Origin of the sequence: Pseudoduganella albidiflava (assembly GCF_004322755.1) — a bacterium.
GTDB lineage: Bacteria > Pseudomonadota > Gammaproteobacteria > Burkholderiales > Burkholderiaceae_D > Rugamonas > Rugamonas albidiflava.
Genome location: NZ_CP036401.1, coordinates 3,359,167 through 3,384,991, shown reverse-complemented (window position 1 = coordinate 3,384,991; position 25,825 = coordinate 3,359,167). Strand labels below are relative to the sequence as shown.

Below are 25,825 nucleotides of genomic sequence, written 5' to 3'. Positions count from 1 at the left end.
AATGCTGGCCTGCATGCCAGCACCGTTCCGCAGGCGCGAAGCATGCTTCGCGAAACCCCTGCTCACCCCGGCGGGTCTGACCCCGGGGCTTGCACCTGGGGTAAACGGACCATAAGATCCAGGCCGGTCTTTTCGTGCCCATGTCGCCACTTTCACCATGAGCTTCCCGCCTCCGTTGTGTCTACCTCGCCACCTTCACCCGGAACCAGTCCACGTCGATGTAATTACGCTGGATCTGGCCAGGGGGCGCGCTTGCCTTCGCCTCGTCACTGTCCGAGCGGAGGTAAGTAAACACCGCTGGCCGGCTGCCTTTCCACCACGAGAACTTCGCCAGCTCGGTAGCGGGGCCGAATTCCTTGAATGGCCCGCCTTCCCGCAACGCATGGGAAAACTGCACCGTCTGGTCGGCACGCACGCTGGCGCGCAGGACGACGGCGCCGGCCGTGAGCGCCGGCCCGCGCAACTCCCGGCCTGCATTGGCGTACGTGAGGTAACTGGCGCCGCCCTCGCGCACGACGCCGATCCACGGCACCCTGACGCCGAACAGCGCCAGGCCGGCGCGCTGGCCTTCCGCCATTCCCCCCAGCTCGATGCGGGTGGTGATCTCGGCGGCCGGCCCCTGCAGGATCTGCGTCAGCGTATTGCGCGCGCGGACCAGGTGCCTGGCCCGGTTGCCTTCGATGCGCAGGAAGCCCGGGCGCTGCGCGAGGCTCCAGCGCGCCGGGTCCGGGTTGTGGTTCCATGACCATTGCAGGCCGAGCGCACCGTTGGAGAACTCGTCGGAATCCTGCAGGCTATAGTCGGGCGAGCGGGCCGCCGTGCGCGGCGCCGCATGGTCGCGCACCGGCAAGCCGGCTTCGCCCATCACCGGCCAGCCATCCTTCCACGCCACCGGTTGCAGGTGCGCGATGCGGCCGAACGCGCCGGTGCTGTTGAAGTGGATGAACCAGCCTTCGCCGGACGGCGTTTCCACGTAGCCGCCCTGGTGCGGCCCGGCCAGGCCATTGCCGGGATGGAGTACCGTGCGGTGTTCGTACGGCCCCTGGATCGTGCGGGCGCGCAGCACGGCCTGCGGGCCGGTGCCCACCCCGCCGATGGGCGCGAAGATGTAGTACCAGCCTTCGCGCTTGTAGACCTTCGGGCCTTCCAGCACGGGCAGGTTGACCTTGTCCTCGATGATCGTCGTGCCGGCGTCGAGCAGCTTCGTCCCGTCCGGCGTCATCGCATGCAGGATGATCGGGCCGGCGCCCACCTTCGAATGTACCAGCCAGGCCTTGCCGTCGTCGTCCCAGAACGGGCAGGGATCCTCGTAGCCGGCGCCGGCCAGCACTGTCACCGGCGCCGACCATGGCCCGGCCGGGTGGTCGGCGGTGCTCATGAAGATGCCTTCATCCGGCGTGGCCCAGTACACGTAGAAGCGCGCGTTGTGATAGCGGATCGCCGGCGCCCACACGCCGCCGGCGTAGCGCATGCCAGGACCCACCGGCTTGGAGATGCTGTCGGTGAGGGTGTATGGCGGCACCATGTCGTAGGACGGGTGGAACGGCAGCGCCGGCAGCACGTGGCCGGCGATCTTCCAGTGCACCAGGTCCTTCGATTGCAGCACCGGCAGGCCTGGGGAGAAGTGGAAGCTGGACGCCACCAGGAAATACTCCTCGCCGACGCGGATCACGTCGGGATCGGAGTAGTCGGCGTGGATGACCGGGTTCTTGTAGCGCTGCGCGGGCGCCTCCGCCATGGCGGACAGCGCCACGCAAGTTCCTCCGAGCAGCCCGGCAAGGGCCGCCTTCCCACCAATCCGCATGGCCATCCGGTCTCCGTATGATTGTGACGTCGCCGCCCAGTAGATGCCGGGCGGGGCGCCGCTGTCAAGACGGAAACGATCAAGCTGGTGAGCGAAAGACAGTGAAGGACAGTCAAACCCGCGGTCAGCGGGCGCCGCGGTGCGCCCAGGCCGTGGAGCGCCGCTCGACGATGGCGAACAGTTCGTACATCGCCATCGCCATCGCGCCGATCACGCCCAGGCCGGCGAACGCCAGCGGCATCTTCATCGACGAACCGGCCGACACCAGCAGGTAGCCGATGCCTTCGTTGGCCGCGTTCATTTCCGACACCGTGGAGCCGACGAAGGCCAGCGTGATGGCCACCTTCAGCGATGCAAAGAAGTACGGCATCGAGCGCGGCAGGCCGACTTTCAGCAGTACATCGAGGCGGCGCGCGCCGAGTACCCGCAGCACGTCTTCCAGTTCCGGCTCCAGCGTGGCCAGTCCGGTGGCGATGTTGACCATGATCGGGAAGAACGAGATCAGGAAGGCGGTCAGGATCGCCGGGCCGGCGCCGATGCCGAACCACACCACCAGGATCGGCACGAAGGCGGCCTTCGGCAAGGCGTTGAAGGCGGTCATCAGCGGATAGGCGGCCGCGTACAGCAGCGGCGACGAGCCGATCAGCACTCCGAACGCGACGCCGACGGCGACGGCGATGGCGAAGCCCGCCATCGTCACCCAGAACGTTTGCCAGGCATGCCCGGCGATGGGGCCGGCGTACTCGACCAGCGCGACGGCGATCGCGTACGGGCTTGGGAAGATGAACTCGGAAATGTCGAACAGGGCGCAGGCGGCCTGCCACAGCAGCACGATGGCGGCGAGCAGGGCCCACGGGGCGAAGGTCTTGATGGTTTTACGGTGCATCATGTTGGTTCCATGGCGGGTGCCGGACAGGTAAAGATTCAGGTACCGCGGACCCGGCCGATGTGCTCGCGCAACTCGTGCACGAGCGCGCTGAACGGTTCGGTGTAGGTGATGTCGATATCGCGCGGCCGCGGCAGCGGGTTGTCGCGCCGGGCGACGATGCGGCCCGGCCGCTTGCTCATCACGTAAACCGTATCGGCCAGGAAGGCCGCTTCGCGCAGGTCGTGCGTGACGAGGATGACGTTGAAGCGGCGTTCGGTCCACAGGTCGCGCAGCACGCACCACAGTTCTTCGCGTGTAAAAGCGTCCAGGGCGCCGAACGGTTCGTCCAGCAGCAGCATCTTCGGTTCGTGGATCAGGGCCCGGCAGATCGACGCCCGCTGCTGCATGCCGCCGGACAGCTGCCACGGGTACTTGTCCGCGTAGCCGTCCAGGCCCACTGTCTTCAGCAGCGCCAGCGCGCGTTCCACATGCGCCGCGCGGTCCTTGCGGAACGTGCGGCGGTACGGTTCGACGATTTCCAGTGGCAGCAGCACGTTGTCCAGCGTCGTGCGCCACGGCAGCAGCGTGGGTGCCTGGAACGCCATGCCGACGATCTTCAGCGGTCCGGTCACCGGCTGCCCGTCGATATGGACCGTGCCGCGGGTGGGCGCCTTCAGGCCCGTGGCCAGCTTCATGAAGGTCGACTTGCCGCAGCCGGACGGGCCGACGATGGCGATGAATTCGCCCGGCCGCGTCTGCAGCGTGATGTCTTCCACCGCATATTCACCCGAGTCGTCGTAGGCGAGGAAGACGTCGCGGAAGTCGACGAAACGATCGGCGACGGACTTTTCCGCCGCCAGGATGTCGGTCATCGCCGTCATTTCGGGAACACGTTCAGTTCGGCCGCGGACGGCAGGAAGGTGGACACCCAGACCGTTTTCGGATCGACCCGCGTCTTCGTGGCGTACACGTCGGAGACCTGCGACGCCATCAGCGACAGCCGCGGCGCCGAGACCTGGCCGAAGCCTTCGGCCTTGGCGCTCGGCGTGGCGATCGCGGTGGCGATGGCCAGCTTGAGGCGGCGCAGTTCGAGTTTTTCATCGATCAGGCCATCGCGCTCCTTGACGCTCTTGATCGCCGCTTCCGGATTGGCCATCACGTCGCGCGCGGCCTTGGCGAAGGCGCGCAGGAAGCCCTTGACCGCCTCGGGCTTCTGCTTCACCAGCGCGTCGGAGGCGATGATGGCATTGCCGTACAGCCGCACGCCATACTTCGGGTAAGGCAGCACGACGACATCCTCGTCCTTGATGCCGCGCGCGTTCAGGTTGAGCAGCGAGGTGAAGGTAAAGCCGGTGATCGCATCCACGTCGCCGCGCACCAGCATCGTCTCGCGCAGGGCGGGCTCCATGCTGGTCCAGGCGGCGGCCGCGGGATCGAGGCCGTTGCTGCGAGCCAGGATCGGCCAGGCGCGGCGGCCCGCGTCGAACACCGGGGCGCCCAGCTTCCTGCCTTTCAGGTCGGCCGGCGAGCGGATGCCGGATTTCTTCAGCGCCAGCACGGCCGCCGGCGTGTCGTTATAGACCATCATCACGCCGACCGGCTTGCCCGGCGCGGACGGATTGTTGGCGGTGAATTCCATCAGCGCGGCCAGGTCCGCGAACCCCATGTCGTAGGTGCCCGATGCCACCCGGTTGACGGCGTTGCCGGAGCCGTTGCCGGCGTCGATCGTCACGTCCAGCTTTTCCTGGGCAAAGTAGCCCTTGCTCCTGGCGACCAGGAACAGCGCGGACGGTCCTTCGAAACGCCAGTCCAGCTGGAACTTGATCTTCGTATCCTGCGCCAGCGCCGGCAGGGCCAGCACGGCCACCGCCACGCTGGCGGCGAGCTGGCGGAAACGCGATGAGCGGAGAGTGAAATGCATGGAACATCCTTTCTGGGGTGAAGGCGGCGGAGCCGCCGTGAAAATGGTCATGCCTTGCCCAGCGCGCTGCGCAGGTCGAAGCGGGCCGGGGACCGCGCCAGCAGCCGGCAGGCGCACTGGCCGAGGTGCCGCGCCATCTGTGCCTGGGCGCGGGCGCTGTCGTGGTGTTGCAGGGCGTCGACCACGGCGGCATGCTCGTCGAAGGAGCAGGGCTGCTGGCCGGCGTTGTCGAGATTCGAGATGAGCAGCGTGGTGCGCGACACCAGCCGGCGCAGCGCATCGACCAGCAAGGCGTTGCCGGCCAGTTTCGCCAGCTCGATATGGAACTCGGCCGACAGCCGGATCCACAGCGGCCGGTCGCCGCGCATCCAGGCATCGCGTTCGCGGGCGATCAGGTCGCGCAGCGCGCGGCCGTCCGCTTCGGTGAGCCGGCCGGCCAGCTTGTCCATCACCTTCGCTTCCAGCACCTGGCGCAGCTCGAACATGTCGTCCGCCTCGCGCGCGCCGGGGCTGGCGATGCGGGCGCCGCGATTGCGTTCCAGGTCGACCAGGCCGTCCGCCGCCAGCCTGGCCAGCACGCGCCGCACGTGGTGCCGCGCCAGGCCATAAATGTCGCCCAGGCCCTGCTCGGTGAGCTTGGTGCCGGCGTGCAGGCGGTGCGACATGATCGCGTCGTACACGTCGAGGTACATGCGTTCTTCCGGCGCGATGGGGCTGGCCGGCGCGTCGAGCAGGGATGTGGGGGGCAATGCTGGTGCAAGGGACATGGGGCTGACAGGTGATTGGGCTCAACCATGCTTAGCAAGGCGCGTGCCACCGGTCTGAAAATGTCGACAATCCGCGCGGCGGCTTGTGCCGGAAAGCGCGCTGCCGCGCGGTTCCGGGCCATTCGCGGCGGTCCCGCGAGCACGCGGAACGGCCGGGAAACAGGGCGGATTGTCGACAATCCGGACGCCATCGTTGCCCCAAAACAGGCGCCGCGTGCACCGAAGCGATGCATCACCATGGCTGAGCGGCGCCGCCGCGGGGTGCCCGGCCCCAGCGTCGCCGCGCTCCTGCGCGGCCGTTCCGGGCGCCGGTGACGGCGCGCCGGTGCCACAATCGGGCCTTGCCAACCGATCGGGTCCACGATGGATGCGCTTTTCACCGCCGCCTTTCACCGCTCGCCGATCGGCCAGTACCTGCTGGCGCCGACCGACAAGCTGGAGATCATCGCCGTCAACGATGCCTTCCTCGGCTACGTCGGGCGTCGCCGCGAGGACCTGCTGGGACTTCCCCTGTTCGAGGCGTTCGCCGAAGACCCCGGCGACGCGGGCGATACCGGTGTCGGCCCGCTCGGGCGCTCCATCGCCAGGGCGATCGAAACCCGCGCGCCGCAGACCATGTCGGCGCAGCGCTATCCGATCGGCATGACCAGGGATGGCAAGACATGGTTCGAGGACCGCTACTGGAGCGCCACCAACACGCCGATCTTCGACGAGGCGGGCCAGCTCATCTGCATCTCGCACACGACCATCGACGTCACGGCCGAAGTGCTGGCGCAACGCGCGCTGCGCAGTGCGCGCGAGGAGGCGATGCGTAGCGCGAGGAGCGCGGAAGCCAACCGCGCCTACCTCGCCTCGGTGCTGCGCTCGGCGCCAGTGGGGATCATCATGCTGGACGAGCGGGGCAAGCTGCTGCACGCCAATCCGGCTCACGAGGCGCTGTTCGGCGCCGCGCTCCCGTGCATCGACGGCACGCTGGACTTCGCCGCCTGGCATGGCTGGGCCGCCAGCCCCGGCGGCGAAGGCGCCAGGCTGCGGCCGGAGGAATGGCCGCTGTACCGCGCGCTGGCGGGGCAGACGGTCGACAAGTGCCTGCTCGAGGTGGAGTCGTTCGGCCCCGGCCGGCCGCACCGCATGGTGCTGCTGTCGGCCGCGCCGATCGTCGACGCGGCCGGCAAGCCGGCCGGCGCCACCGCCATCGCGATGGATATCGCCGACCGGGTCGAGGCGGAAAAGGCGCTGATCGTGGCGGACCGCCGCAAGGACGAGTTCCTGGCCATGCTGGCCCACGAGCTGCGCAATCCGCTGGCACCGATCAGTGCCGCGGCGGCGCTGCTGTCGCTGGGCCGGCGCGACGAAAAGCAGGTGGAGCACACGCTGGCGGTGATCCACCGGCAGGTGGCGCACATGAGCGCCCTCGTCGACGAACTGCTCGACGTGGCGCGCGTGACGCGCGGCCTCATCACGCTCGACACGAAGCCGCTGGACATGAAGCGGGTGGTGTCCCAGGCCACCGAACAGGCCCGGCCCGCGCTGGAAGCGCGCCGCCACACGCTGCACGTGCGCCAGCCGCAGTCCGCGGCTTTCGTGACGGGCGATGAAAAGCGGCTCGTGCAGGTGATCGCCAACCTGCTCAGCAATGCCGCCAAGTTCACGCCCGAAGGCGGCATCATCGAGGTCGAACTGGCCATCGACGAGCGCCATGTGCGCACCGCCGTCACGGACAACGGCATCGGCCTGGCGGCGGACATGATCGAACCCGTGTTCGGCATGTTCGTGCAGGGCGAGCGCAGTCCGGACCGCAAGCAGGGCGGGCTGGGGATCGGCCTGGCCCTGGTGCGCAGCCTGGTGGAACTGCATGGCGGAACCGTGCATGCGCGCAGTGCCGGGGCGGGGCGGGGCACGTGCTTCACCGTGTGCCTGCCGCTGGCGGACACGCCGCAGCTGGCCGCGCCGGCGCACACCTGGGTGCCGCCGCCCGGCGCCACGGCGCTGCGCGTGCTGGCGGTGGACGACAACGAGGATGCGCTGGCCATGGTGGAGATGCTGCTGTCGTCGCTCGGGCACCGGGTGATCAGCCTGGCCAGCTCGCGCGACGCGGTGCGCCGCGCCGCCGAACTGCAGCCCGACGTGTGCCTGCTCGACATCGGCCTGCCGGATATCGACGGCCTCACGCTGGCGCGGCAGCTGCGGGCCGATCCGCGCACCCGCGGCGCGTGGCTGATCGGCATGTCCGGCTACGGCCAGGCCTCCGACCGGGCGGCCGCCATCGAAGCGGGTTTCGATCTGTACTTCGTCAAGCCGGTCGATGTCGGCCGGCTGGTGGCGGCGCTGGCGGAAGTCACGCCACGCCACGCCGAACCCTAGTCGCGTGGGCGGGCGCGGGCCGTCCAGTTCCTGCGAATGTCTATCCTGGCTTACGCTGGCGCCGGAGATTGCGCTATGCTCGCCGGATGATCGACGAAGAAATCACCCTGAAAAAACTGGAAATCTTCCTGGCCTTCATGCGCCTGTCCAGCCTTGCGCGGGTCTCGGAAGAGGTCGGGCAAAGCATCGTCAGCGTGCACCGCGCCCTGCATTCGCTGGAACAGGGCCTGCGCTGCCAGCTGTTCCAGCGCGAGGGCCGCAAGCTGACGGCGCTGCCGGCTGCGTTCGCGTTTGCCAGCCACGCGCAGCGGGCGGTGGCGGAGACCGAGGAAGGCATCCGCAAGGTGCGCGAACTGGCCGGGTTCAACAGCAACCGGCTGCGCATCGGCTCGCTGTACTCGCTGACCTTGCGCTGCATCCCGCACCTGCTGATGGGCCTGAAGCTGCGCCGGCCCGACCTGCACATCGACCTGACGCTCGGTTCCAACAAGGACCTGTTGCAGGGCCTGGTCGATGGCCGGCTCGACGCTGTCGTGATCGGCCTGCAGGCGCCATCCGACAACGCCGCCCTGGTCGCGGTGCCGCTGTTCGAGGACGAAGTGCGGCTCGCCGCTCCGCTGCAGTCGCCCTATGCAGGCATGGCGCAAGTCGACCTGAAGGCCCTGCGCAGCGAGCAGTTCATCACGCTGGGCGATGGCTTCGTCACGTCGGACAGTTTCAACCACGCCTTCCGCCAGGCCGGCTTCGTGCCGGAGACGGCGATGCGGGTCGGCGATATCTTCTCGCTGATCAACCTGGTCGGCAGCGGCATGGGCTACAGCCTGCTGCCGGCCCGGGTGGCCGAGTACAGCGGGCGCATCGAACTGATTCCGCTGGCCGAGCCGTATGCCTCCCACCAGGTGATCACCTTGCTGCTGTCGAAGTCGCGCGAGCGGGATCCGAACCTGCTGGCGCTGGCGGCGGAATCGCGGATGTTCGGCAAGGGCGGGTCGGCCCGGGCGTGAGGTCAATGCCGTTAAGTTAGGCCGACCCCAAGGGCAAATTCCGGGGTCAGACCCGGCGGGTCTGACCCCAGCCCTTCGCCGTTGGGGTGAATGCATGCGCTTTCAATGTGTCAGGTGACGCTTAACTTAGCGGCATCAAGGCTGCGAGCCAGTATTCCTCCCTGACCCCGGAATTTGCACTTGGGCTGGATTTATCTAGTCCGCATCAGGTCCGAGCCCAAACCCAAGGGCCCTACAGGCTCGCCCGCCCAACGTGCTTGCCCACTGTACTTCACTCACCTGCCATCGATCTCCTCGACATACCAGCGCGTGATCGGCAGGTTCTCGCCCGGCCGCAGCTTGGCCCCGTCGGCCGGAGAAATGTAGTACTGCGTGCCGCCGCCGGCGCCGAACTGCTTGTTGGCCCTGGCGATGCCCCGGGCGGCGCATACGTGATCGGTGACGTGGAAGGTCCGCACCAGCTCGCGCAGCGTGCGCGGCTTGCCGTCGGCGTCCTTGCCGGGATCGGTGGTGACCTGCACCAGCGCGTAATACCTGTCCCACTGGCCGGCCGCATCGCGCAGTGTCTGCTCGGCGACTGCGAAGCGCGGCGGCGCGCCCGGCGTCAGCGAATACAGTACCGTGCCCGGTGCCAGCACCACGTTGGCATAGGTATCCTTGCCGAGATAGGGACTGTCCGGCCAGGCGGGCGACCGGCCTTGCGTGGCGCTGGCCTCGGCCGCGGGATCGCGCTCGCAGCACGGGCCGCAGGTGCCTGGCGCTGCCACGGCGGCTGTGCCGTGCTGGCCTGTCGGCGGCATGGCGCAGCCGGCCAGCAGCGCCCCCAGCACGAGCAGCGGGTATGCCGCGCGGGGCAGCGGCTTCATGGATGCGTTCATCGTGGAGACCTCCGGTGGCGTTGGGCCAGCCGCCGGTGTTCCTGCCACGATAGCGGGAACCCGGGCGGCGGGGGGCTCCATGATATCCGGGCCGTTTCCGGAAAAGTTTCGTAAATTTGTCGCCAGGTGCGGATCAACGGCGTGCGGGCGACATCGCCCGGCTTAGCGCTCGGACCACAGCTTGCCGGCCGTGGCCCAGTGCTCGCGCTTAACCTCGTGGATCAGGATGTCGACCGATTCGGGCGACGCGCCCAGGGTTTTCACGGTGGCTTCCGTGACGGCTTGCACGAACGCGCGTTTTTCTTCCGGCGTGCGGCCCTCGAACAGCTGGACATTAATGGTGGGCATCGTGTATCTCCTTCGTGGCGGGTTCAGGTGCGGTAGCGGGGGCGTTCGGCATCCAGGCGGCGCAGCAGCGACGGCCATTCGAGCGCGCCTTCGGGAGCGCCGTCGCCCACCAGCTGCGCGTGGGCGGTCCGGCAGATCGCCTCGGGCGGCTGGCGCAGCGGCACGCCGGCCGCCTGGGCACGCCATTGCGCCTCGCACGCGCGGTCCAGGGTTTCCATCAGGACGAACGCCTCGGCGATGGTGCGGCCCACCGTCAGGGTGCCGTGGTGGCGCAGCAGCATGGCCTGGTGGGTACCCAGGTCGCGCACCAGGCGCGCCTGCTCGTCCGGCATCATCGCGATGCCTTCGTAGTCGTGATAGGCCAGCGCGCCGTGGAACCGCAACGCGTAGGGCGACAGCGGAAGCAGGCCATCGTCCTGCATGCCCACGGCCAGGCCGGCCATGTTATGCAGGTGCAGCACGCAGGCCGCGTCCGGGCGCGCCGCGTGCACCGCCGCGTGCAGGCGGAAGCCCGACCGGTTGACCGTGTACTGGGACGGGCCGACCGGATTGCCGTCGCAGTCGACCTTGACCAGGTTCGACGCCGTGACTTCCTCGAAGCGCATGCCGAACGGGTTGATCAGGTAACAGCCCGGTTCGCCCGGTACGGCGGCCGAGATATGCGTGTAGATGCCGTCGTCCCAGCCATGCAGCGCGCACAGCTGGTAGCAGGCCGCCAGGTCGACGCGGGTTTGCCATTCGGCGGGGGAGGCGATGCCGGGGCGCACGAGTGCCGCCTGGCCGGGTGTCGAGAGTCTGTCCATGGCGAAAGCGTAGCAGGGTTTGCGCCGTCCGATACCTCACTGCCTGTATAGGCTGTCCGTACGATCCGCCTCCCAGGCAACGGTCGAGGTTTGCCTTATGTTAAGATTCATTACTATTCTTGAAGTAAGACAATCATAAGTTTTCGCCGCTACCATCGCCACGCCGAAATTCCCGGCGCCCTGGCGCCGCCCACAATGAAACCGATCCTGCATTTCGCCCACGCCAACAGTTACCCCGCCGGAACCTATCGCCAGCTGTTCGCCCAGCTCGGCAGGGAGTTCGACGTCGGCGCGCTGGACATGCATGCCCACAATCCCGCGTTTCCCGTGCGGGACGGCTGGCATGAACTGGTGGACGAGCTGATCGCCGAACTGGTGGCCCGCTACCACGGCGAGCCGGCGATCCTGGTCGGCCATTCGCTGGGCGGGATGCTGAGCCTGATGGCGGCGGCGCAGCGGCCGGACCTGGCGCGCTGCGTGGTGCTGCTCGATTCGCCCGTCGTGGCGGGCTGGCGCGCGCTGGCCTGGCGGCTCATCAAGCGGTTCAACGCGGAAGACCGCTATTCGCCGGCGCGGCTGTCCGCCCGGCGCCGGAACGTGTGGCCCAGCGAGGCCGATGCGCTGCGCCACTTCGCCAGCAAGGAACTGTTCGCGGCATGGGCACCCGGTGTCCTGCAGGATTACCTGGCCGCCGGGCTGGCGCCGCATCCCGACGGCGTGCAGCTGCGTTTCTCGCGCGAGGTGGAAACGGCGGTCTACCGCACCCTGCCGCACCACGTGGGGCGGCTGGTGGCCGGCGAATTTCCCGTGCCGGTGGGGTACCTGGCCGGGCGCATTTCGGTGGAAAACCGGCAGGCCGGCCTGGCCGCCACGAAGGCGCTGGTGGGCCGCCATTTCCAGATGATGCCGGGCGGGCACCTGTTCCCGATGGAGTTTCCCGTGCTGACGGCCCAGGCGATCCGCGACATGGCGTGCGACCTGCTGGGTGCCGGATTGCCGCTGTGCGCCGATGCGCGCCATGGCTGAAATGTTGTAAAACCCTTCAGGCCGGAAGCGGGATCGCGTAAAATCGCCCCCACGCGGCGCGGCCGCATCACCCACCCACAGAATTGAAGCCTTTGCGATGACGATTAAAAGCGACAAATGGATCCGCCGGATGGCGGAATCGACCGGAATGATCGAACCCTTCGAGCCCGGCCAGGTCCGGGCCGTGGACGGCCGCAAGGTGATCTCGTTCGGCACGTCGTCGTACGGCTACGATATCCGCTGCGCCGACGAGTTCAAGATCTTCACGAACATCAACAGCACGATCGTCGACCCGAAGAACTTCGATTCGAATTCCTTCGTCGACGTGAAGAGCGATGTCTGCATCATCCCGCCGAATTCGTTCGCGCTGGCCCGCACCATCGAATACTTCCGCATCCCCCGCGATGTGCTGACCGTCTGCCTCGGCAAGTCGACCTATGCGCGCTGCGGCATCATCGTCAACGTCACGCCGTTCGAGCCGGAATGGGAAGGCTACGTGACGCTGGAGTTCTCCAACACCACGCCGCTGCCCGCCAAGATCTACGCCGGCGAAGGCTGCGCCCAGGTGCTGTTCTTCCAGAGCGACGAGGAATGCGAGACCTCGTACAAGGACCGCAACGGCAAGTACCAGGGCCAGCACGGCGTGACGCTGCCGAAGGCCTGATGTAGCCGGCGCGCCATCGGCACCTCCGCAAGGCCTCCCCGCTGCCAGCCGGGAGGCCTTGTCGTTTGCGGGGAACCACGAGCCGCGCGCCACGATCGCAGTGTTCCCGCGGCACCGCCCGGACAGTCCGCCTAACGCCGTGCCAGCACGATGGGCTCCACCTTGCCGGACTGCCCGGCGACGACGGTATGCGTGGCGCGGTAGGGGTGGTAGCCCGGCGCGGTGATCGTCAGCGCGTAGTCGCCATCGGGCAGGCCGACGAAGGAGAACATGGCCCTAGCCGCGTCGTCCTTGCCGGCCAGGTAGCTGTCGATGCCCAGTTCCGTGCGGCCGCGGTCGGGCACGAGGGTGCGTTCGATGCCCGCGCCGGACAGCGTGATGGCCTCGATGTCGATGCCCGGATGCGGCTCGCGGAAGCTCCCCGCGGGATTTCCTCCCGGTGCGACGTCCGCGCCGATATAACCGAACAGCGTGCCCACGGGCTGGAGCTCGATGTCCAGTTCCGGTACCTGGCCGGCGGCGATCGCGACCTTGCGCCGGGCCGGCTGCGCGCTGAAGCCGGGCGATACGACGGCCACGTCGTAGACACCGGGAGCGAACGGCCCCAGGCGGCGGCCCCGGTCGCCGGCCAGCAGGGGCACGACGATGCGCCCCTGCGCGGCATCGGCGGGCGTCAGCACCAGCAGGGGTTCGGCCGGGGCCAGCGCGCCGGCGCCGCGATGGCGCAGCGCCACGCGCAGGTGGCCGCCCGGCGCGGCCGGGGCGGTGCCGGGCCTGGCCATGGCCGCGTCGAGCACCGCCGCGTAGCGGGCGAACACCTGCGGCGAGCGCAGGATGCTCGTGTGGTCCTCGTCGAAGCCGTAGATCATGCGCGCCTCGGCCTGGGCTTGCGGGCGCAGTTCGCTGGCCAGCGTGACCGCGCCGTCGGTATTGGCCGAATGCAGCAGGCTGTAGCGGCCGGCGTGGCCGAAGAACAGGTAGTAAGCCGTATCGCCCGGCAGCGCGCGCCGGTACAGCGACTGGATGAAGCGCCCGCCGGCCTGCATGTCGTTCCATGACGGGACCACGGCCGGGGAGTGCGCCACGCCCTGGTCGGCCATGGCATCGCCGCCCCACGGCGTCGACAGCGACACGAAGGTTTTCTCCACCGGCAGCTGCGAGCCGTGGTTCGACAGGAAATTGCGCGCCACGAGTCCGCCCATGCTGTGCGCGGTGAGGACGATGCGCTCGAAGTGGTACTGGCGCTGGAGATTGATCAGCTTCCAGTACAGCAGGTAGGAGACGGAATCGAGCGCGGCGCCGGACGGATAGTAGAAGAACCAGGGCTGGTAGCGCTTGCGGTCCAGCTTGTCGAAGAAGTAGCGCCAGTCCTGCGGCGAGCCGCCCACGCCGTGGATGAACAGCACGGGGATCCTGGCCGGGTCGTATTTCTCGAGGAAGTACACGTTGCCGCCGGCGTTGCGGAAGAATTCCGTGGGCGTCCAGTAGCCGATGCGGGCGAACTCCGGTGAAAACACCGGCGCGTCGAGGTCGGCGATGGCACCGGCCTGCGTGCTGTGCAGCGTGGCCGGCGGCGTCTCGCTGACGGCCGTGCCGACCGGGATATCGGTGGCCTGGCCGGCCACCGTGAAATTGAGCTCGATGACGGTGCCGGTACCGTTCGCGACGACCGGCCCGGGGCGGAACTGGCCGGCCTGTTCGCCCGCGTCGAGCCGCAGGTTGCCGTTGGCATCGGCGAACGCGGCGACCACGTGTTCGCCGCGCGGCACCAGCAGCTCATAGCCGCCCGGCTCGTGCAGCACCGTGTGGTGGACCGGCACCAGCGCACCGTCCTGGCGGGTGAAGGCCGCCACCACCAGCGGCGTGCCGGGCGGGGCGGCACTGGCGACACGGCCGACCAGCACGGTCGAGGAATAAAAGGTCCGGGCATCGCCATTGACCTTGACGAGGCCGCAGGCACCGAGCAGGCAGCACGACAGCGCGGCGGCAACGGTCTTCAGCCGGGCAGCTGGCGCGGGCGCCGTGGGGGAAGAAACAGCGGGCAGAGGAAAGAAGGACATGCGGCGACTCGCGGTGGGGTTCGACGGCGATGATCGGCATTTTGCCACTTTTGCAACTTTTGCGGAAGCCTGCCGCTTGCGGCAGGGCGCCGGCGCTCAATCCAGCGGCAGCGCGATCTCCACGCACAGGCCGCCGCCATCCCGGTTCGCGGCGCCGATCGTGCCGCCGTGCTGCTGCACCACCTGCCGTGCGATGGCCAGGCCCAGGCCATGGCCCTCCACGTCCTTCTCGGTGCCGCTGCTGCGGAAGAAGGGCTCGAAGATGGTCCGCAGGTCCTGCGGGGCCACGCCGGGCCCGCGGTCCAGCACGCGGATGCGCAGCGTGCCGCCCTCCACGGTGCCCTCGACAACGATGTTTTCCCCCGCCGGGCTGTGCTTGATCGCGTTGCGCACCACGTTCTCGATGGCGCGCGCCAGCAGGTCCGGCTGGCCGAGCAGCACCACGTCGGCCATGCCCTGCGCGGCCACCGTGCGGCCCTGGGCCGTGGCCTCGAATTGGGCGTCGCCGACGATTCCGTGCAGCAGTTCGGCCACGTCGATTTCCTCGCGCGTGCCGGACAGCGCGCCCGCCTCCAGCCGCGACAACGTAAGCAGTTCATCGACCAGCTTGTCCATGCGCACGCTCTCCCGTTCGATGCGCCCGAACGACGCCGCCATCCGCGCCGGGTTCTGGTGCGCCAGCCCGATCGCCGCCTGCAGCCGTGCCAGCGGCGAGCGCAGCTCGTGCGACACGTCGTGCAGCAGGCGGCGCTGGCCATCCATCAGGTTGCGCAGCCGCGCCGTCATGCGGTCGAAATCGCGGCCCAGGTCCGCCAGTTCGTCGCCGCGCCGGCCCGCGCCGGCGAAGCGGGGCGCCAGGTCACCCTGCGAGGCGGCTTCGAAGGCCTGGCGCAAGGCGCGGATGGGACGGGAAAAATACCAGGCCAGCAGCGCGGCGAACAGCAGGCTGGCCACCAGGGCGGCGGCCAGCGGAATGAAGGGCGTCAGCGGCTGGAAGCGGCCGCGCGGACCGTCCGGACCCGGCATCGGGCCCGGCGTGCCCGATGCCGGGTCCGGATACGGGCGTGCCGCTCCCTGGGGGAAGCCCGGCCGCAGGCCCGGGGGGCGCGGGCCGACTTCCGGCATCGGCATGCCCGCGCCGGCCAGCAGGGGCCGCGCATCGCCGCTGTACAGGGGCGTCATCCGGTCCTGCGCGGGCAGGAACAGCAGGTAGCGCCGGCCGTTGGGCAGCGTGATCCGGCGCACTACGCGGGTATCGCCATTGTCGAGCACCGCCCGCGCCGCTGCCACCTGCACCGGGTTGACGATGCGCCCCAGCAGTTCCTTGCCCAGGTCGTCCACGGCGAACACGCGGTGGCGGTCCATGTTCTCCAGCAGGCGGCCGAGCGCCTGCGGCCCGCCGAATTCCAGCGTGGCGGCGGCCGATTCGATCGCCATCGCGGCGGGCGGGCTGGTGTCGATGGCGGGCCGCCGTTCCTGTTGCGCGGCGCGGTTCTTCAGCCAGAGGGCGCCGCCGATGCCCACCGTGGCAGCCACCTGTGCGAGCAGGATCGACAGGAAGAATTTCCAGAACAGCCGGCCCACGTCAATCCTTGATCAGCTGGTAACCCATCCGGTAGACGGTCTGCAGGCAGGAGCGGCCGTCGGCCAGCGTGCCCAGCTTGTGGCGCAGGCTGGACAGGTGCACGTCGATATTGCGGTCGAAGCGCGCCATCGGCCGCCCCAGGCCCTGCTCGGACAGGATGTTCTTGCTGACCGGCTTGCCGGCATGGCGGGCCAGCACTTCGAGCAGGTTGAATTCGGTGCTGGTCAGTTCCACCGTGGTGCCTGCCCAGGCGGCGCGGCGCTGTTCCGGCCACATGGTCAGCTGGCCGACCACCAGCGGGGCCGATGCCAGCTGGTCCATCGGGGTACCGGCCGTGCGGCGCAGGATCGCGCGGATGCGCGCCGTCAGCTCGCGCGGCGTGCATGGCTTGGTCACGTAATCGTCCGCGCCCAGTTCCAGGCCCACGATGCGGTCGGTATCGTCGCCGCGCGCGGTCAGCATCAGGATCGGCATGCGGCTGGCCGCGCGGATGCGCCGCAGCGTTTCCAGGCCGTTCATCCGGGGCATCATCACATCGAGGATGGCGATCGCGTGCTGCCCCGTCAGGGCCGCCGCCGTGCCGGCTTCGCCATCGTGGGCGGTCGTCACGTCGAATCCTTCCTGTTCCAGGTATTCCTGGAACATGCTTACCAGTTCGACATCGTCGTCGATCAACAGGACCTTGCTCATCGCTTCTTCATCAGGCTGCAAAACGGCCATGATAGCAGTCCAAGCTGCGCAACCGGCGGCGCCGCGGCGGCTTTTACCCGCTTTTACAGCCGCGTTCTCCAGGGCTCTTTACGCGGTTTTACCCCTGCCTTACCGCGCTTTACATGGCGCCCTCGCAGAATGGCGGCTTCCCTGTCACCGAAGGAGCGCTGATGAATAACACAACACCAAACCTGCAACGATTCCTGCTTGCCGCCGTGCTGGCCCTGCCGCTGGCGGCGCTGGCCCAGGGCAGCGGCGACGAACGCCCGGAGGACAGCCGGCACGATGGTCCACGCGACGGCCCGCGCGCGGACGAGCAACGCGGTCCCGGCCCGGCCATGCATGGCGAAGACGGGCCGCGTGGCGGCGGCCCAGGCGATGGCCCGGATGCCGGCCGGGGCTTCGACGGCGTGCCGCCCTACCTGCGCGGCATCGCCCTGAGCGAGGCGCAACAGGACAAGATCTTCGCCATCGTCCATGGCCAGGTGCCGTACCTGCGCGAACAGGCCAGAGCGCGCGACAAGGTCGACCGCGCGCTGTCCGGCCTGCACGGTGCCGTCCGATACGACGATGCCGCCGCCGTGAAGCTGGCCCAGGCCGCGGCGCAGGCGGACGCCAACATCACGCTGTCGCACCTGCGCACCGAACAGAAGGTGCTGGCCGTGCTGAGCGCCGAACAGCGCAAGACGCTGGCACAGCGCCGCGACGGGCGTGGACCGCGGCCAGCCGAGCAATAACACCCGATAACGACAAGGAGCAAGCCATGGCACATCACGGCCACAGCCTGGAAGAAGACCTGCAAACGATGCTGCACACCACGGCCGGCCGGCGCCAGTCGCTGCGCTGGCTGCTGGCCGGCGCCGCATCGCTGCCCATCCTCGGATGCGGCGGTTCTTCGGACACGGCAGCCAGCACTACCGACACCGGCACGAGCGGCACGATCGCCACCGGCACGACGACCACGGGTACGACGACCACCGGTTCGGGCAGCACGACCACCAGCGGCAGCTGCACGGTCATTCCCGAGGAAACCGGTGGCCCGTACCCGGCCGACGGCACCAACAGCAACGGCAGCGGCGTGGTCAACGTACTGACGCAGAGTGGCGTAGTGCGCAGCGACATCCGCGCCAGCTTCGGCGGCATGAGCGGTACGGCGGCCGGCGTGCCGCTGACCATCAAGCTGCACATCGTGAACGCCAACAACAGCTGCGCCGCAGCCGACGCGTTCGCCGTCTACCTGTGGCATTGCGACCGCGACGGCAACTACTCGCTGTATTCCAGCGGAGTGACGAACCAGAACTACCTGCGCGGGGTACAGGAAGCGGATGCCGACGGCGACATCACCTTCACCACGATCTTCCCCGGCTGCTATGCGGGGCGCATGCCGCACGTGCACTTCGAGGTGTACCCCACGCTGGCGCGGGCGTCCAGCGCGTCGAACCGCATCAAGACGTCGCAGTTCGCCTTCCCGACCGACATCTGCAACCAGGTCTATGCCACCGCCGGCTACAGCGCCAGCGTGCGCAACCTGGCGCAGATCAGCTTCGCCACCGACAATATCTTCAGCGACGGCTACACGCTGCAGCTTGCCACGGTAACGGGCAACGCCACCGATGGCTACGTGGCCACGCTGACGGTCGCCGTCGTCGCCTGATGCCCCAGCCTGCCTGACACCCTCCCGGCGAACCCCGTTTCGCCGATTTCGCCCCGCGCCCGCCGCGGGGCGAAGCCATTTTCGCCCTACTGCGGCATCGCCTCCCCGGAAACGCCTGGCATGGCGCTTGCACTTACCCGTGGTACGTGCGGCATCGGGCCGCACTCCACGGGGAGCCCGCCATGGACCACCGACTTGCCGTCTCACGGATTGCCTGGCAGGGACCGGCCGACCGCCGCCTGCTCGACTTCAAGCCCGAACTGGAGTTGCCGTCCGACGGGGAAGCGCAGGCGCCATGGCCCGACCGCATTGGCGGCGGCGAATTCGGCGAACTGGATTTCGCCGCGCGTTTGCTGGAGGCGCGCACGGCCGATGAGCTGGCGCCGGTGCTGGCCGATCTCGTCGGGCCGGCCACGGATACGCGGCAGCGTGCCTTGCGCGAACCGGTCCTGCGTGTGCTGCATCGCGCCGCCCGAATGGTCTTTCCGCTGGACGCCACGCGCGCCCCGGCCGACCTGAAACGCAAGGCTGCCGGCGTGTTCGGGCTGGAGCTGGAAGGCCTGTCGCCCGAGGACAAGGAATTCGAGGTGGCCCGGCAGTTCGTGCGGCTGGCCGTGGATGCCACGCGGCAGGCGCTGGCGCGGGTGGGCCAGCCAGCCGGGCAGGCCACGCAGCAGGGCCTGATGCAGGCCGCGCGCCGCAATGCGCCGGGGCTGCTGCGGCAGCGTGCCGCCGCGCCGCTGTCCGGCAACTGGCGGCGGCGGGGCCGGCGCATCCAGGTGATCGATTTGTAGGCGGGGCGGTGTGGCCGTTCCGGTATTGATGTGTTGTATCTGATGTTTGGCGGGACGGAAGGGGAATCAGGCGGGAAGCAAGCGGGAAGCAAGCGGCAATTCATTGGGGAACCAAGCGGGATCAACTGGATCAACGGGAGCTCATCATGCATGACATCGATCGCACGACCCTGGAATACGGCCAGGAATTTGGCGGCGGCAGCGGCTATGAAATGGAACAGTACGAATTCGGCCAGGGCGAATGGACCGGCGAGGGCGGCGGCCTGCTGTCCGAGGCGGATGAAATGGAACTGGCCAACGAACTGCTGTCGGTCACCAACGAACAGGAACTGGACCAGTTCCTCGGCAGCTTCCTGAAAAAAGCCGCCTCGGTGGCCGGCAACATCATCAAGTCGCCTGTCGGGCAAGCTGTTGGCGGCGTGCTGAAAGGCGTGGCGAAGAAGGCGCTGCCGATGGCCGGCGGCGCGATCGGCGGCTATTTCGGCGGCCCGCTCGGAGCGAAGATCGGCAGCGGCCTGGCCTCGGCGGCCGGCAATGCGCTGGGGCTGGAAGCGGAAGGCGAGATGTCCGGCGAGGACCGTGAATTCGAAGGCGCCAAGACCTTCGTGAAGATCGCCGCCGACACGGTCAACCGCGCCGCCCAGGCACGCGGCGGCGACCCGCGCCAGATCGCCCAGCAAGCCGCCACGGCGGCGGCGAAGCAGTTCGCGCCGGGTTTGCTGACTCAGGGACAAGCGCAGGGCCAGGGGCAGGGGCAGGGGCGCGGCGGGCAGGGCGGCCAGGGCATGGGCTCGGGGCAAGGGCGCGCTGGCGGCAGCGGCGGACGCGCCAATACCGGCCGCTGGATGCGCCAGGGCCGCAAGATCGTGCTGTACGGCGCCTGACGGCCATGGCCATCGGTGCCTATGCCGCCTGGATGCTGGCGCAGGAAGCGCGCTCGCTGCTGAACCGGGTCGACCGCATGCAGCCCTTCGTGCTGATCGAGCCGATGGTGCCGGCGGCGGCATTGCCGGCCGCGGCGCAGGCGGCGATCGAACGGCACCTGACGCTGGGCCGGCGCGAGCTGCGCCAGATGGTGCGGCGCTTCCTGGAATGGCTGCGCGGGCCGGCGGCAAGGCGGGTCTCGGTGGCGGACGCGCAGCGGCGCTTCACTTTCCTGCGCCTGAAGTTCAATGCCGCGCTGACGCAGTTCGACCTGTTCATCGATGTGGTCACCCAGCGCAGCGAACACGGCAACGGCGTCTGGCTGGCGGGGCTCGATACCGTGTCGCGCGATGCGCTGCGCCTGCCCGGCGGCTACTTCGACTCCCCGCCGCTGGTGTGCTACCTGGACCGGGGGCCCGGTGCCGCCATCCGGCGCGCCCGGACGCGGCTGCCGGGCGGCGGCGAGAACCCGGTCGCCATCATCCGTGTGCCGCGCGAGCGGATGATCGGCAGCAGCATCGCCTCGTCGCTGGTGCATGAAGTCGGGCACCAGGGCGCCGCGCTGCTCGACCTGGTCAACTCGCTGCGGCCCGTGCTGCAGGCGTTGCAGCATGGCGGAAGCGGCCCGGGGCATGTCTGGCGACTGTGGGAACGGTGGATTTCCGAAGTAGTGGCCGATTTCTGGTCGCTGGCGCGGGTCGGCGTGGTCGCCACGCTGGGACTGATCGGCGTGCTGTCGCTGCCGCGCGTGTTCGTGTTCCGGCTGAACGGCGACGATCCGCACCCGGTGCCCTGGCTGCGCGTGAAACTCAGTTGCGCACTGGGCCGGCTGCTGTATCCGCACCCGCAATGGACGCGCATCGAGCGGCTGTGGGACGCGTTCTATCCGCTCGACGGCCTGGCGCCGCCGGACCGGCTGCTGCTGGAACAGCTGACGGCGAGCCTGCCGGCGATGGCCGGCCTGCTGGCGCATCACCGGCCGCGCGCGCTGGGCGGCGCCTCGCTGAAGGAAGCGATGGCGGTGGGCGAGCGGCAGCCGGCACGGCTGGCGCGGCTGTTCCGCTGGTGGCACGCGGCGCCGCAGCGCATGTACGACAGCGCGCCGTCGCTGGTGCTGGCGGTGATCGGCCAGGCGCGGGCGGATGGCCTGCTGGCGCCGGAGGATGAAAGCGTGCTGCTGGCGCGCCTGCTCACGCACTGGGCGATGCGCAGCGCGCTGGAGGATGGAGGACGGCGCGCAATCACGGTAAACGGCGCGGTGCAGTCCTCGGTGAGAACGGCGGTACGGGGCGCCATGGTGGGCTTGGCCGGACGCAGCGGCGCGGCACTGACGACAGGTGAATCACGTTTCTAGGAGAGCGACATGAGTACGAGGAAATTGGCGAAGGGTGCCCCTGCCGCGGTGGCCGCCGTGACGGTGGTGGCGATCGTGGAAGGCCGGGGCACGATTGAAGTGAAGGTAACGGACCAGGTCAGCGGCCGGCCGCTGGTGGGCGCCACGATCCGGCTGTTTCGTGCCCGGGACGTGGACGGCCCCACGTTCCGTTCCTGGACGCGGGACGAGTGCGCCGACTGGCGGCCGCAGGATCACGACCAGCTGATCGATGTGCCGACCGGGCCGCAAGGCATCGTCACGTTCGAGGGGCTGGAACCCGGCCTGTATTTCGCGCTGTACGACCACGTCACGCCGGCCGACGGCCCGGATGTGTACCGCTTCGAGGGCGGCGAGGTCGACGCCGATACGGTGCTGAAAATGGATATCCGCCTGCCGATCGGCCCCGCGGTCACGTTCGAGTTCGAGCAATCGGCCACCTGCGCGCGCACCAGGGACCCGGTCGTCGGGAGCCGGGCCATTGCGGTCGTGCGCTTCCAGGGCAGCGACGGCAGCAGCGCCGTCACCGACCGTGTCGGGCTGGAAGCGGATGGGCCGTGGCAGCCGGAGGATGGCAACCTCTATTCCGCCGGCCAGATGATCCGCAAGCCTGGGCGCCATGACTTCATCGGCCGGCTGGTGTTTGCCCGCCGCGCCGGCCAGGTGATCGGCACGCCGAGCCTGGTACCTTCCGGCATCACGGGTGGCGCCAAGCTGGGCGTGAGCGGCGCGTTCGTGGCCGAAGAACGGCCGGCGCAGCCCATCTCCGGCAATATCGGCGTGGCGCTGACGCGGACCGAGACCGAGGCCACGCCGGACCTGGCGCTGTGGACGCTGATCCGCAACAGCACCGAGGCGCTGTCCTTCAACAACTACATGGACTTCCTCGACCAGCTGTTCTGCGTGCCGCCCGCCGATCCGGCCAACGCGCCGTTCGAGCGCACCCGCTTCGGCAAGAAGTCTTCCGTGTTCCAGTCGCTGAAGCACCGGCGCGCGCTGCCGTTCACGGACTCGGAATCGTACCGGGTGCTGAAGGCGGCCACCGAGGCTTTCGTGATGGTCAACTGCGGCGTGCTGCGCGAACCGTTCGCGTTCGATCCCGTCAACGACAACGCCTACCTGGACCGGCGCGATATTCCGGCCAGCGGCGACCTGCGCGACACGCTGGTGCAGGATTACCTGGAATCGGTGGGCGGCACGGAAATGCTGCCGTACCTCGCCGTGATCCGGCGCAAGCTGCCGGACGTGCCGGTGATCCCGTCCGGTTCGGGCCACTGCGACGAGGCGGAACTGTGCTTCGGCATCATCCAGGACCGGCTGTCGAACCCCTGCCTGATCGAGCTGATCTGGAGCTACTGGCAGGAAGAAGGCATGCTGGTGCAGACCATGAACGTGATCACGCAGCGCTTCCAGAACCTGCGCTCGCCACTCGCCACGGACCCGCTGGCCAATACCGAGATCGACATGCTGCGCCCGCTGAACAACCTGCTGTGGGGTTACACGCAGGATGAACAGCACCGGCTCACCGTGGTGCGGCGCAACTACGAGTACGACCATCACTATGGCATCCGGCTCGACGGCAAGGCGGTGCGCAACATGCGCCCGGCCGACAGCCGCTCGAAGTTCCTGGAAGCCTTCCATCACCTGCTGCGGCTGCTCACCAGCTTCTACCGGCAGGATGACGACACCACCGTCAAGGCCGATGCGTTCCCGATCCTGAACGCGCTGAAGGAAGTGCACCTGATCCTGTCGCAGGGTGCGCACAACCAGTATGGCGACCTGCCGTCGACGGCGCGCATCGAGATGCTGATGCAGCAGTGGCTGCTGGCGCGGCCGGAGTTCCGCGAATTCCTGCCGACCCGGGTGATGGTGGCCTATCCGGAACCGTGGATGGACCGGGTCGACGCGATGAAGAAGCTGCAGCTGTGGAGCGATACCAGCGTGATGCACTTCCGTAACCTGGCGATCTTCGGCGAGCAGCTGCTGCTGTCGATCCGCTTCGGCCACTGGAGCGACGTGTACGAAGCCACGCAGGCCTTCAACTGGGCGCGCTTCTGGCGGCCGCAGGCGCAGGGCTACATCCACGCCTACCGCGCCGCCACCGGGGTCGACCTGTCGATCGACGCGGCCAATCCGGCCGAGGAAGCCACGCTGCCATCGGTCCTGCTGCGCCAGCGGCTGGCGCGGCAGCAACAGCGCTCGGCGATGTGAGCGGCGGGTGGGCGCGGCGGCGGCGGATTTTACCAGTGCCCTCTACCTGGGCCTGCGGCATGGCCGGGCCGCACTGGACGACTGGCCGGCGCTCACGCTGGGCAAGCCGGCGGCGCTGGCCGAAGTGCCGGGCGCGCGTGCAGTGGCGCGTGACCTGGCAGCCTTGCAGGGCTGCGCGGCGGCGACCTTGCTGCCGTCGACACTGCACCTGTTCTGGGATGTGTTCGGCATGCTGGGCCGGGAACGGGATGGCAAGCCGTACATGGTGCTGGTCGACGGCGCGGCCTACCCGGTGGCGCGCTGGGGTGGCGAACGGGCTGCCGGCATGGGCCTGCCGCTGCGGGTGTTTCGCAGCGGCGCCCTGGCCGAGCTGGCAAGCCTGGTGGGATTGGCGCGGCAGCTTGGCCGCCGGCCGCTGGTGCTGGCCGATGGCTACTACCCGGACCGTGCCGGCGCGCCGCCGCTGGCAAGCTACGCGGCGCTGGCGGCAGGCGCCGATGGCCTGCTGCTGCTGGACGATGCCCAGGCGCTTGGCGTGCTGGGGCCGCGCGGCGGCGGTTCCATCGTCGCGCACGGCCTGGCCGGTGCCCCGGTGCTGATGGGCGCATCGCTGGCGAAAGGTTTCGGCGTGCCCCTCGCGGTATTGGCCGGCAGCGCGGCGCTGGTGCGGCATTTCGAAGCTGTCAGCGACACGCGCCTGCATGCCAGTCCGCCGCCGGTGGCGACCGTGGTCGCGGCCCGCCATGCGCTGGAACTGAACAGGGTATGCGGCGATGCGTTGCGCGCCGCGCTGCGGCAGCGGATCGGACAGTTCCGCGCCGCGCTGGCGGAGCAGGGCATCGCCACCGAGGGCGGCGCGTTTCCCGTGCAGGCGGTGCGGCTGCCGCGCTGGCTGGACCTGGCGGCGGCGCACGGGGCGCTGCGGCGCGACGGGGTGTTGGCGGTACCGCAGTGCAGGGGCGGCGCGGCGCTGCTGGCCTTCCTGCTGCGCGCGGACCACACGAAGGCGGACATCGCACGGGCGGCACACGCCCTGCGGCATCACGTGAAGGAGCTGGCATGAACGGGCAATCGATGAACGAGGAGTTCGAGACCCTGCCGTTCGCGGCGGGCGAACTGGCCGGAGGAGCGGCGGGAGAAGGCGCAGGCGGGGCAGGCCTGGCCGGCGAATGGATGGGGGAAGACGAAGGCTGGGGCGGCGAGTTCGAGGAAGAGCGGGGCCGCATGTCGATGGGGGGCAGGGGCGGCGGCGGCCGGGGCAGCACGGGGCGCGGTAACACGGGCCGGGGCAGCAGCGGACGCGGAAACACGGGGCGGGGGAATGCCCGGCCGGTCTACCGGGCCGGCGGCCGGCCGGGGCAGGGACCGGTGGCGCGGCCTTCGCGACCGCAGGGGCGGCCGGCGCCTCCTCCCGGTCCCCGCCCCGGGCCGCGACCGGGACCCAGGCCGGGGCCCAGGCCGGGCCGCTGGCCGCGCGGGCCGTACTGGGGGCCGTTCTACGGTGGCTGGCCGGGTGGCGTGATGGTCAGCGAACCGATGGGCTATCCGCTGCCGGTGCAGGATGCGGGCCCGCAGGACGAACCGGCCGGGGACGAGCCGGCGCCCGCCTTCGAGCCGATCGACCTGCCCGCCACCGATGATGGCGGCGGCGATGCCGGCCCGCAGGACGAGATGCCCGCCACGCTGCGCAGCGTGATCCGGTCGCTGGCGACGGAGGCACCCGCCTTCCAGCACAAGGGCACCCTGGACAACGTGCGCAACCTGGGGCTGCCGAGACGGCCCGGCTTCTACCTGATCACGTTCAGGAAGGGCAATGCGTGGAAGGCCTACAGCGGCCAGACCGGCAACCTGCATGAGCGGATCTCCCGGCACAGGCTGGGTGCGACGGTGCTGGGATTGCCGGTGTCGGGGCACCACGTGTACATCGCGGAGAGCACCCGGCCGGAGGCGGTCCGGCGCAACATCGAAATGGCGATCAACCGGTCGATGCTGCGCAATCACCCGGGCGTGCTGACGAACCAGAACGCGGAACTGGAAATGGAGCTGATGGGATGGGGCTAGCCGCAG

Annotated in this window: 23 protein-coding genes; 12 read left to right on the top strand and 11 right to left on the bottom strand. The window is 69.2% G+C overall.

Going from position 1 to position 25,825, the window contains the following annotated elements:
* Positions 1 to 181: 181 nt before the first annotated feature.
* The 5 genes from EYF70_RS14040 to EYF70_RS14020 form a co-directional block, all read right to left on the bottom strand.
* Positions 182 to 1,810, bottom strand: a complete 1,629-nt coding sequence (locus EYF70_RS14040) for a glycoside hydrolase family 43 protein (RefSeq protein ID WP_131145965.1) — start codon at positions 1,808 to 1,810, stop codon at positions 182 to 184.
* A 118-nt stretch (positions 1,811 to 1,928) separates the two neighbouring features.
* On the bottom strand, positions 1,929 to 2,690 hold the full coding sequence (locus EYF70_RS14035) for an ABC transporter permease (RefSeq protein ID WP_131149090.1): 762 nt from the start codon (positions 2,688 to 2,690) through the stop codon (positions 1,929 to 1,931).
* Between the two features lie 38 nt (positions 2,691 to 2,728).
* Positions 2,729 to 3,544: an ABC transporter ATP-binding protein gene (locus tag EYF70_RS14030; RefSeq protein WP_131145964.1), complete on the bottom strand. Its 816-nt coding sequence runs from the start codon at positions 3,542 to 3,544 to the stop codon at positions 2,729 to 2,731.
* A gap of 5 nt (positions 3,545 to 3,549) precedes the next feature.
* Positions 3,550 to 4,593 (bottom strand): ABC transporter substrate-binding protein, encoded by a 1,044-nt coding sequence (locus EYF70_RS14025; RefSeq protein WP_131145963.1) that lies wholly within the window; start codon positions 4,591 to 4,593, stop codon positions 3,550 to 3,552.
* Between the two features lie 47 nt (positions 4,594 to 4,640).
* A complete protein-coding gene (locus EYF70_RS14020; RefSeq protein WP_229420857.1) occupies positions 4,641 to 5,342 on the bottom strand; it encodes a GntR family transcriptional regulator in 702 nt (233 codons plus the stop codon).
* 381 nt (positions 5,343 to 5,723) lie between these two features.
* Between EYF70_RS14020 and EYF70_RS14015 the strand changes: the two genes are divergently transcribed.
* Positions 5,724 to 7,724 (top strand): PAS domain-containing hybrid sensor histidine kinase/response regulator, encoded by a 2,001-nt coding sequence (locus EYF70_RS14015; RefSeq protein WP_131145961.1) that lies wholly within the window; start codon positions 5,724 to 5,726, stop codon positions 7,722 to 7,724.
* Positions 7,725 to 7,810: 86 nt separating this feature from the next.
* Positions 7,811 to 8,728 carry a LysR family transcriptional regulator gene (locus tag EYF70_RS14010; protein WP_131145960.1) on the top strand — a complete coding sequence of 306 codons (918 nt, stop codon included), beginning with the start codon at positions 7,811 to 7,813 and terminating at the stop codon, positions 8,726 to 8,728.
* 275 nt (positions 8,729 to 9,003) lie between these two features.
* Here the strand turns inward: EYF70_RS14010 and EYF70_RS14005 are convergent, their stop codons facing one another.
* The 3 genes from EYF70_RS14005 to EYF70_RS13995 form a co-directional block, all read right to left on the bottom strand.
* A complete protein-coding gene (locus EYF70_RS14005) occupies positions 9,004 to 9,606 on the bottom strand; it encodes a hypothetical protein (protein ID WP_131145959.1) in 603 nt (200 codons plus the stop codon).
* Between the two features lie 162 nt (positions 9,607 to 9,768).
* Positions 9,769 to 9,954: a 4-oxalocrotonate tautomerase gene (locus EYF70_RS14000; RefSeq protein WP_131145958.1), complete on the bottom strand. Its 186-nt coding sequence runs from the start codon at positions 9,952 to 9,954 to the stop codon at positions 9,769 to 9,771.
* A gap of 23 nt (positions 9,955 to 9,977) precedes the next feature.
* Positions 9,978 to 10,757: a class II aldolase/adducin family protein gene (locus EYF70_RS13995; RefSeq protein ID WP_131145957.1), complete on the bottom strand. Its 780-nt coding sequence runs from the start codon at positions 10,755 to 10,757 to the stop codon at positions 9,978 to 9,980.
* 195 nt (positions 10,758 to 10,952) lie between these two features.
* On the opposite strand from EYF70_RS13995, the gene EYF70_RS13990 reads away from it, so the two are divergent.
* Positions 10,953 to 11,783, top strand: a complete 831-nt coding sequence (locus tag EYF70_RS13990; RefSeq protein WP_131145956.1) for an alpha/beta hydrolase — start codon at positions 10,953 to 10,955, stop codon at positions 11,781 to 11,783.
* 97 nt (positions 11,784 to 11,880) lie between these two features.
* The gene (gene dcd / locus EYF70_RS13985; RefSeq protein WP_131145955.1) at positions 11,881 to 12,447 is read left to right on the top strand and encodes a dCTP deaminase; all 567 of its coding nucleotides are present in this window, start codon (positions 11,881 to 11,883) and stop codon (positions 12,445 to 12,447) included.
* Between the two features lie 131 nt (positions 12,448 to 12,578).
* Here the strand turns inward: dcd and EYF70_RS13980 are convergent, their stop codons facing one another.
* From EYF70_RS13980 to EYF70_RS13970, 3 genes are all read right to left on the bottom strand, one after another.
* On the bottom strand, positions 12,579 to 14,507 hold the full coding sequence (locus EYF70_RS13980) for a PGAP1-like alpha/beta domain-containing protein (protein WP_131145954.1): 1,929 nt from the start codon (positions 14,505 to 14,507) through the stop codon (positions 12,579 to 12,581).
* 96 nt (positions 14,508 to 14,603) lie between these two features.
* A complete protein-coding gene (locus tag EYF70_RS13975; protein WP_131145953.1) occupies positions 14,604 to 16,091 on the bottom strand; it encodes a sensor histidine kinase in 1,488 nt (495 codons plus the stop codon).
* Position 16,092: 1 nt separating this feature from the next.
* On the bottom strand, positions 16,093 to 16,782 hold the full coding sequence (locus tag EYF70_RS13970; RefSeq protein WP_131145952.1) for a response regulator transcription factor: 690 nt from the start codon (positions 16,780 to 16,782) through the stop codon (positions 16,093 to 16,095).
* A gap of 191 nt (positions 16,783 to 16,973) precedes the next feature.
* Between EYF70_RS13970 and EYF70_RS13965 the strand changes: the two genes are divergently transcribed.
* The 8 genes from EYF70_RS13965 (at position 16,974) to EYF70_RS13930 (ending at position 25,819) form a co-directional block, all read left to right on the top strand.
* Complete coding sequence (locus EYF70_RS13965) at positions 16,974 to 17,540, top strand: Spy/CpxP family protein refolding chaperone (protein WP_131145951.1); 567 nt, start codon at positions 16,974 to 16,976, stop codon at positions 17,538 to 17,540.
* 26 nt (positions 17,541 to 17,566) lie between these two features.
* Complete coding sequence (locus tag EYF70_RS13960) at positions 17,567 to 18,457, top strand: intradiol ring-cleavage dioxygenase (protein WP_131145950.1); 891 nt, start codon at positions 17,567 to 17,569, stop codon at positions 18,455 to 18,457.
* 182 nt (positions 18,458 to 18,639) lie between these two features.
* Complete coding sequence (locus EYF70_RS13955; RefSeq protein ID WP_131145949.1) at positions 18,640 to 19,251, top strand: hypothetical protein; 612 nt, start codon at positions 18,640 to 18,642, stop codon at positions 19,249 to 19,251.
* 146 nt (positions 19,252 to 19,397) lie between these two features.
* A complete protein-coding gene (locus EYF70_RS31080; protein WP_165497665.1) occupies positions 19,398 to 20,135 on the top strand; it encodes a hypothetical protein in 738 nt (245 codons plus the stop codon).
* A 5-nt stretch (positions 20,136 to 20,140) separates the two neighbouring features.
* Positions 20,141 to 21,529, top strand: a complete 1,389-nt coding sequence (locus EYF70_RS13945; protein ID WP_218943782.1) for a hypothetical protein — start codon at positions 20,141 to 20,143, stop codon at positions 21,527 to 21,529.
* A 9-nt stretch (positions 21,530 to 21,538) separates the two neighbouring features.
* Positions 21,539 to 23,758, top strand: coding sequence for a carboxypeptidase-like regulatory domain-containing protein (locus EYF70_RS13940; RefSeq protein WP_131145948.1), 2,220 nt, complete (start codon positions 21,539 to 21,541; stop codon positions 23,756 to 23,758).
* Between the two features lie 7 nt (positions 23,759 to 23,765).
* Positions 23,766 to 24,821 (top strand): aminotransferase class I/II-fold pyridoxal phosphate-dependent enzyme, encoded by a 1,056-nt coding sequence (locus EYF70_RS13935; RefSeq protein ID WP_131145947.1) that lies wholly within the window; start codon positions 23,766 to 23,768, stop codon positions 24,819 to 24,821.
* The gene (locus tag EYF70_RS13930; RefSeq protein ID WP_131145946.1) at positions 24,818 to 25,819 is read left to right on the top strand and encodes a GIY-YIG nuclease family protein; all 1,002 of its coding nucleotides are present in this window, start codon (positions 24,818 to 24,820) and stop codon (positions 25,817 to 25,819) included. Before EYF70_RS13935 ends, EYF70_RS13930 begins: the two co-directional genes overlap by 4 nt.
* Positions 25,820 to 25,825: the final 6 nt, after the last annotated feature.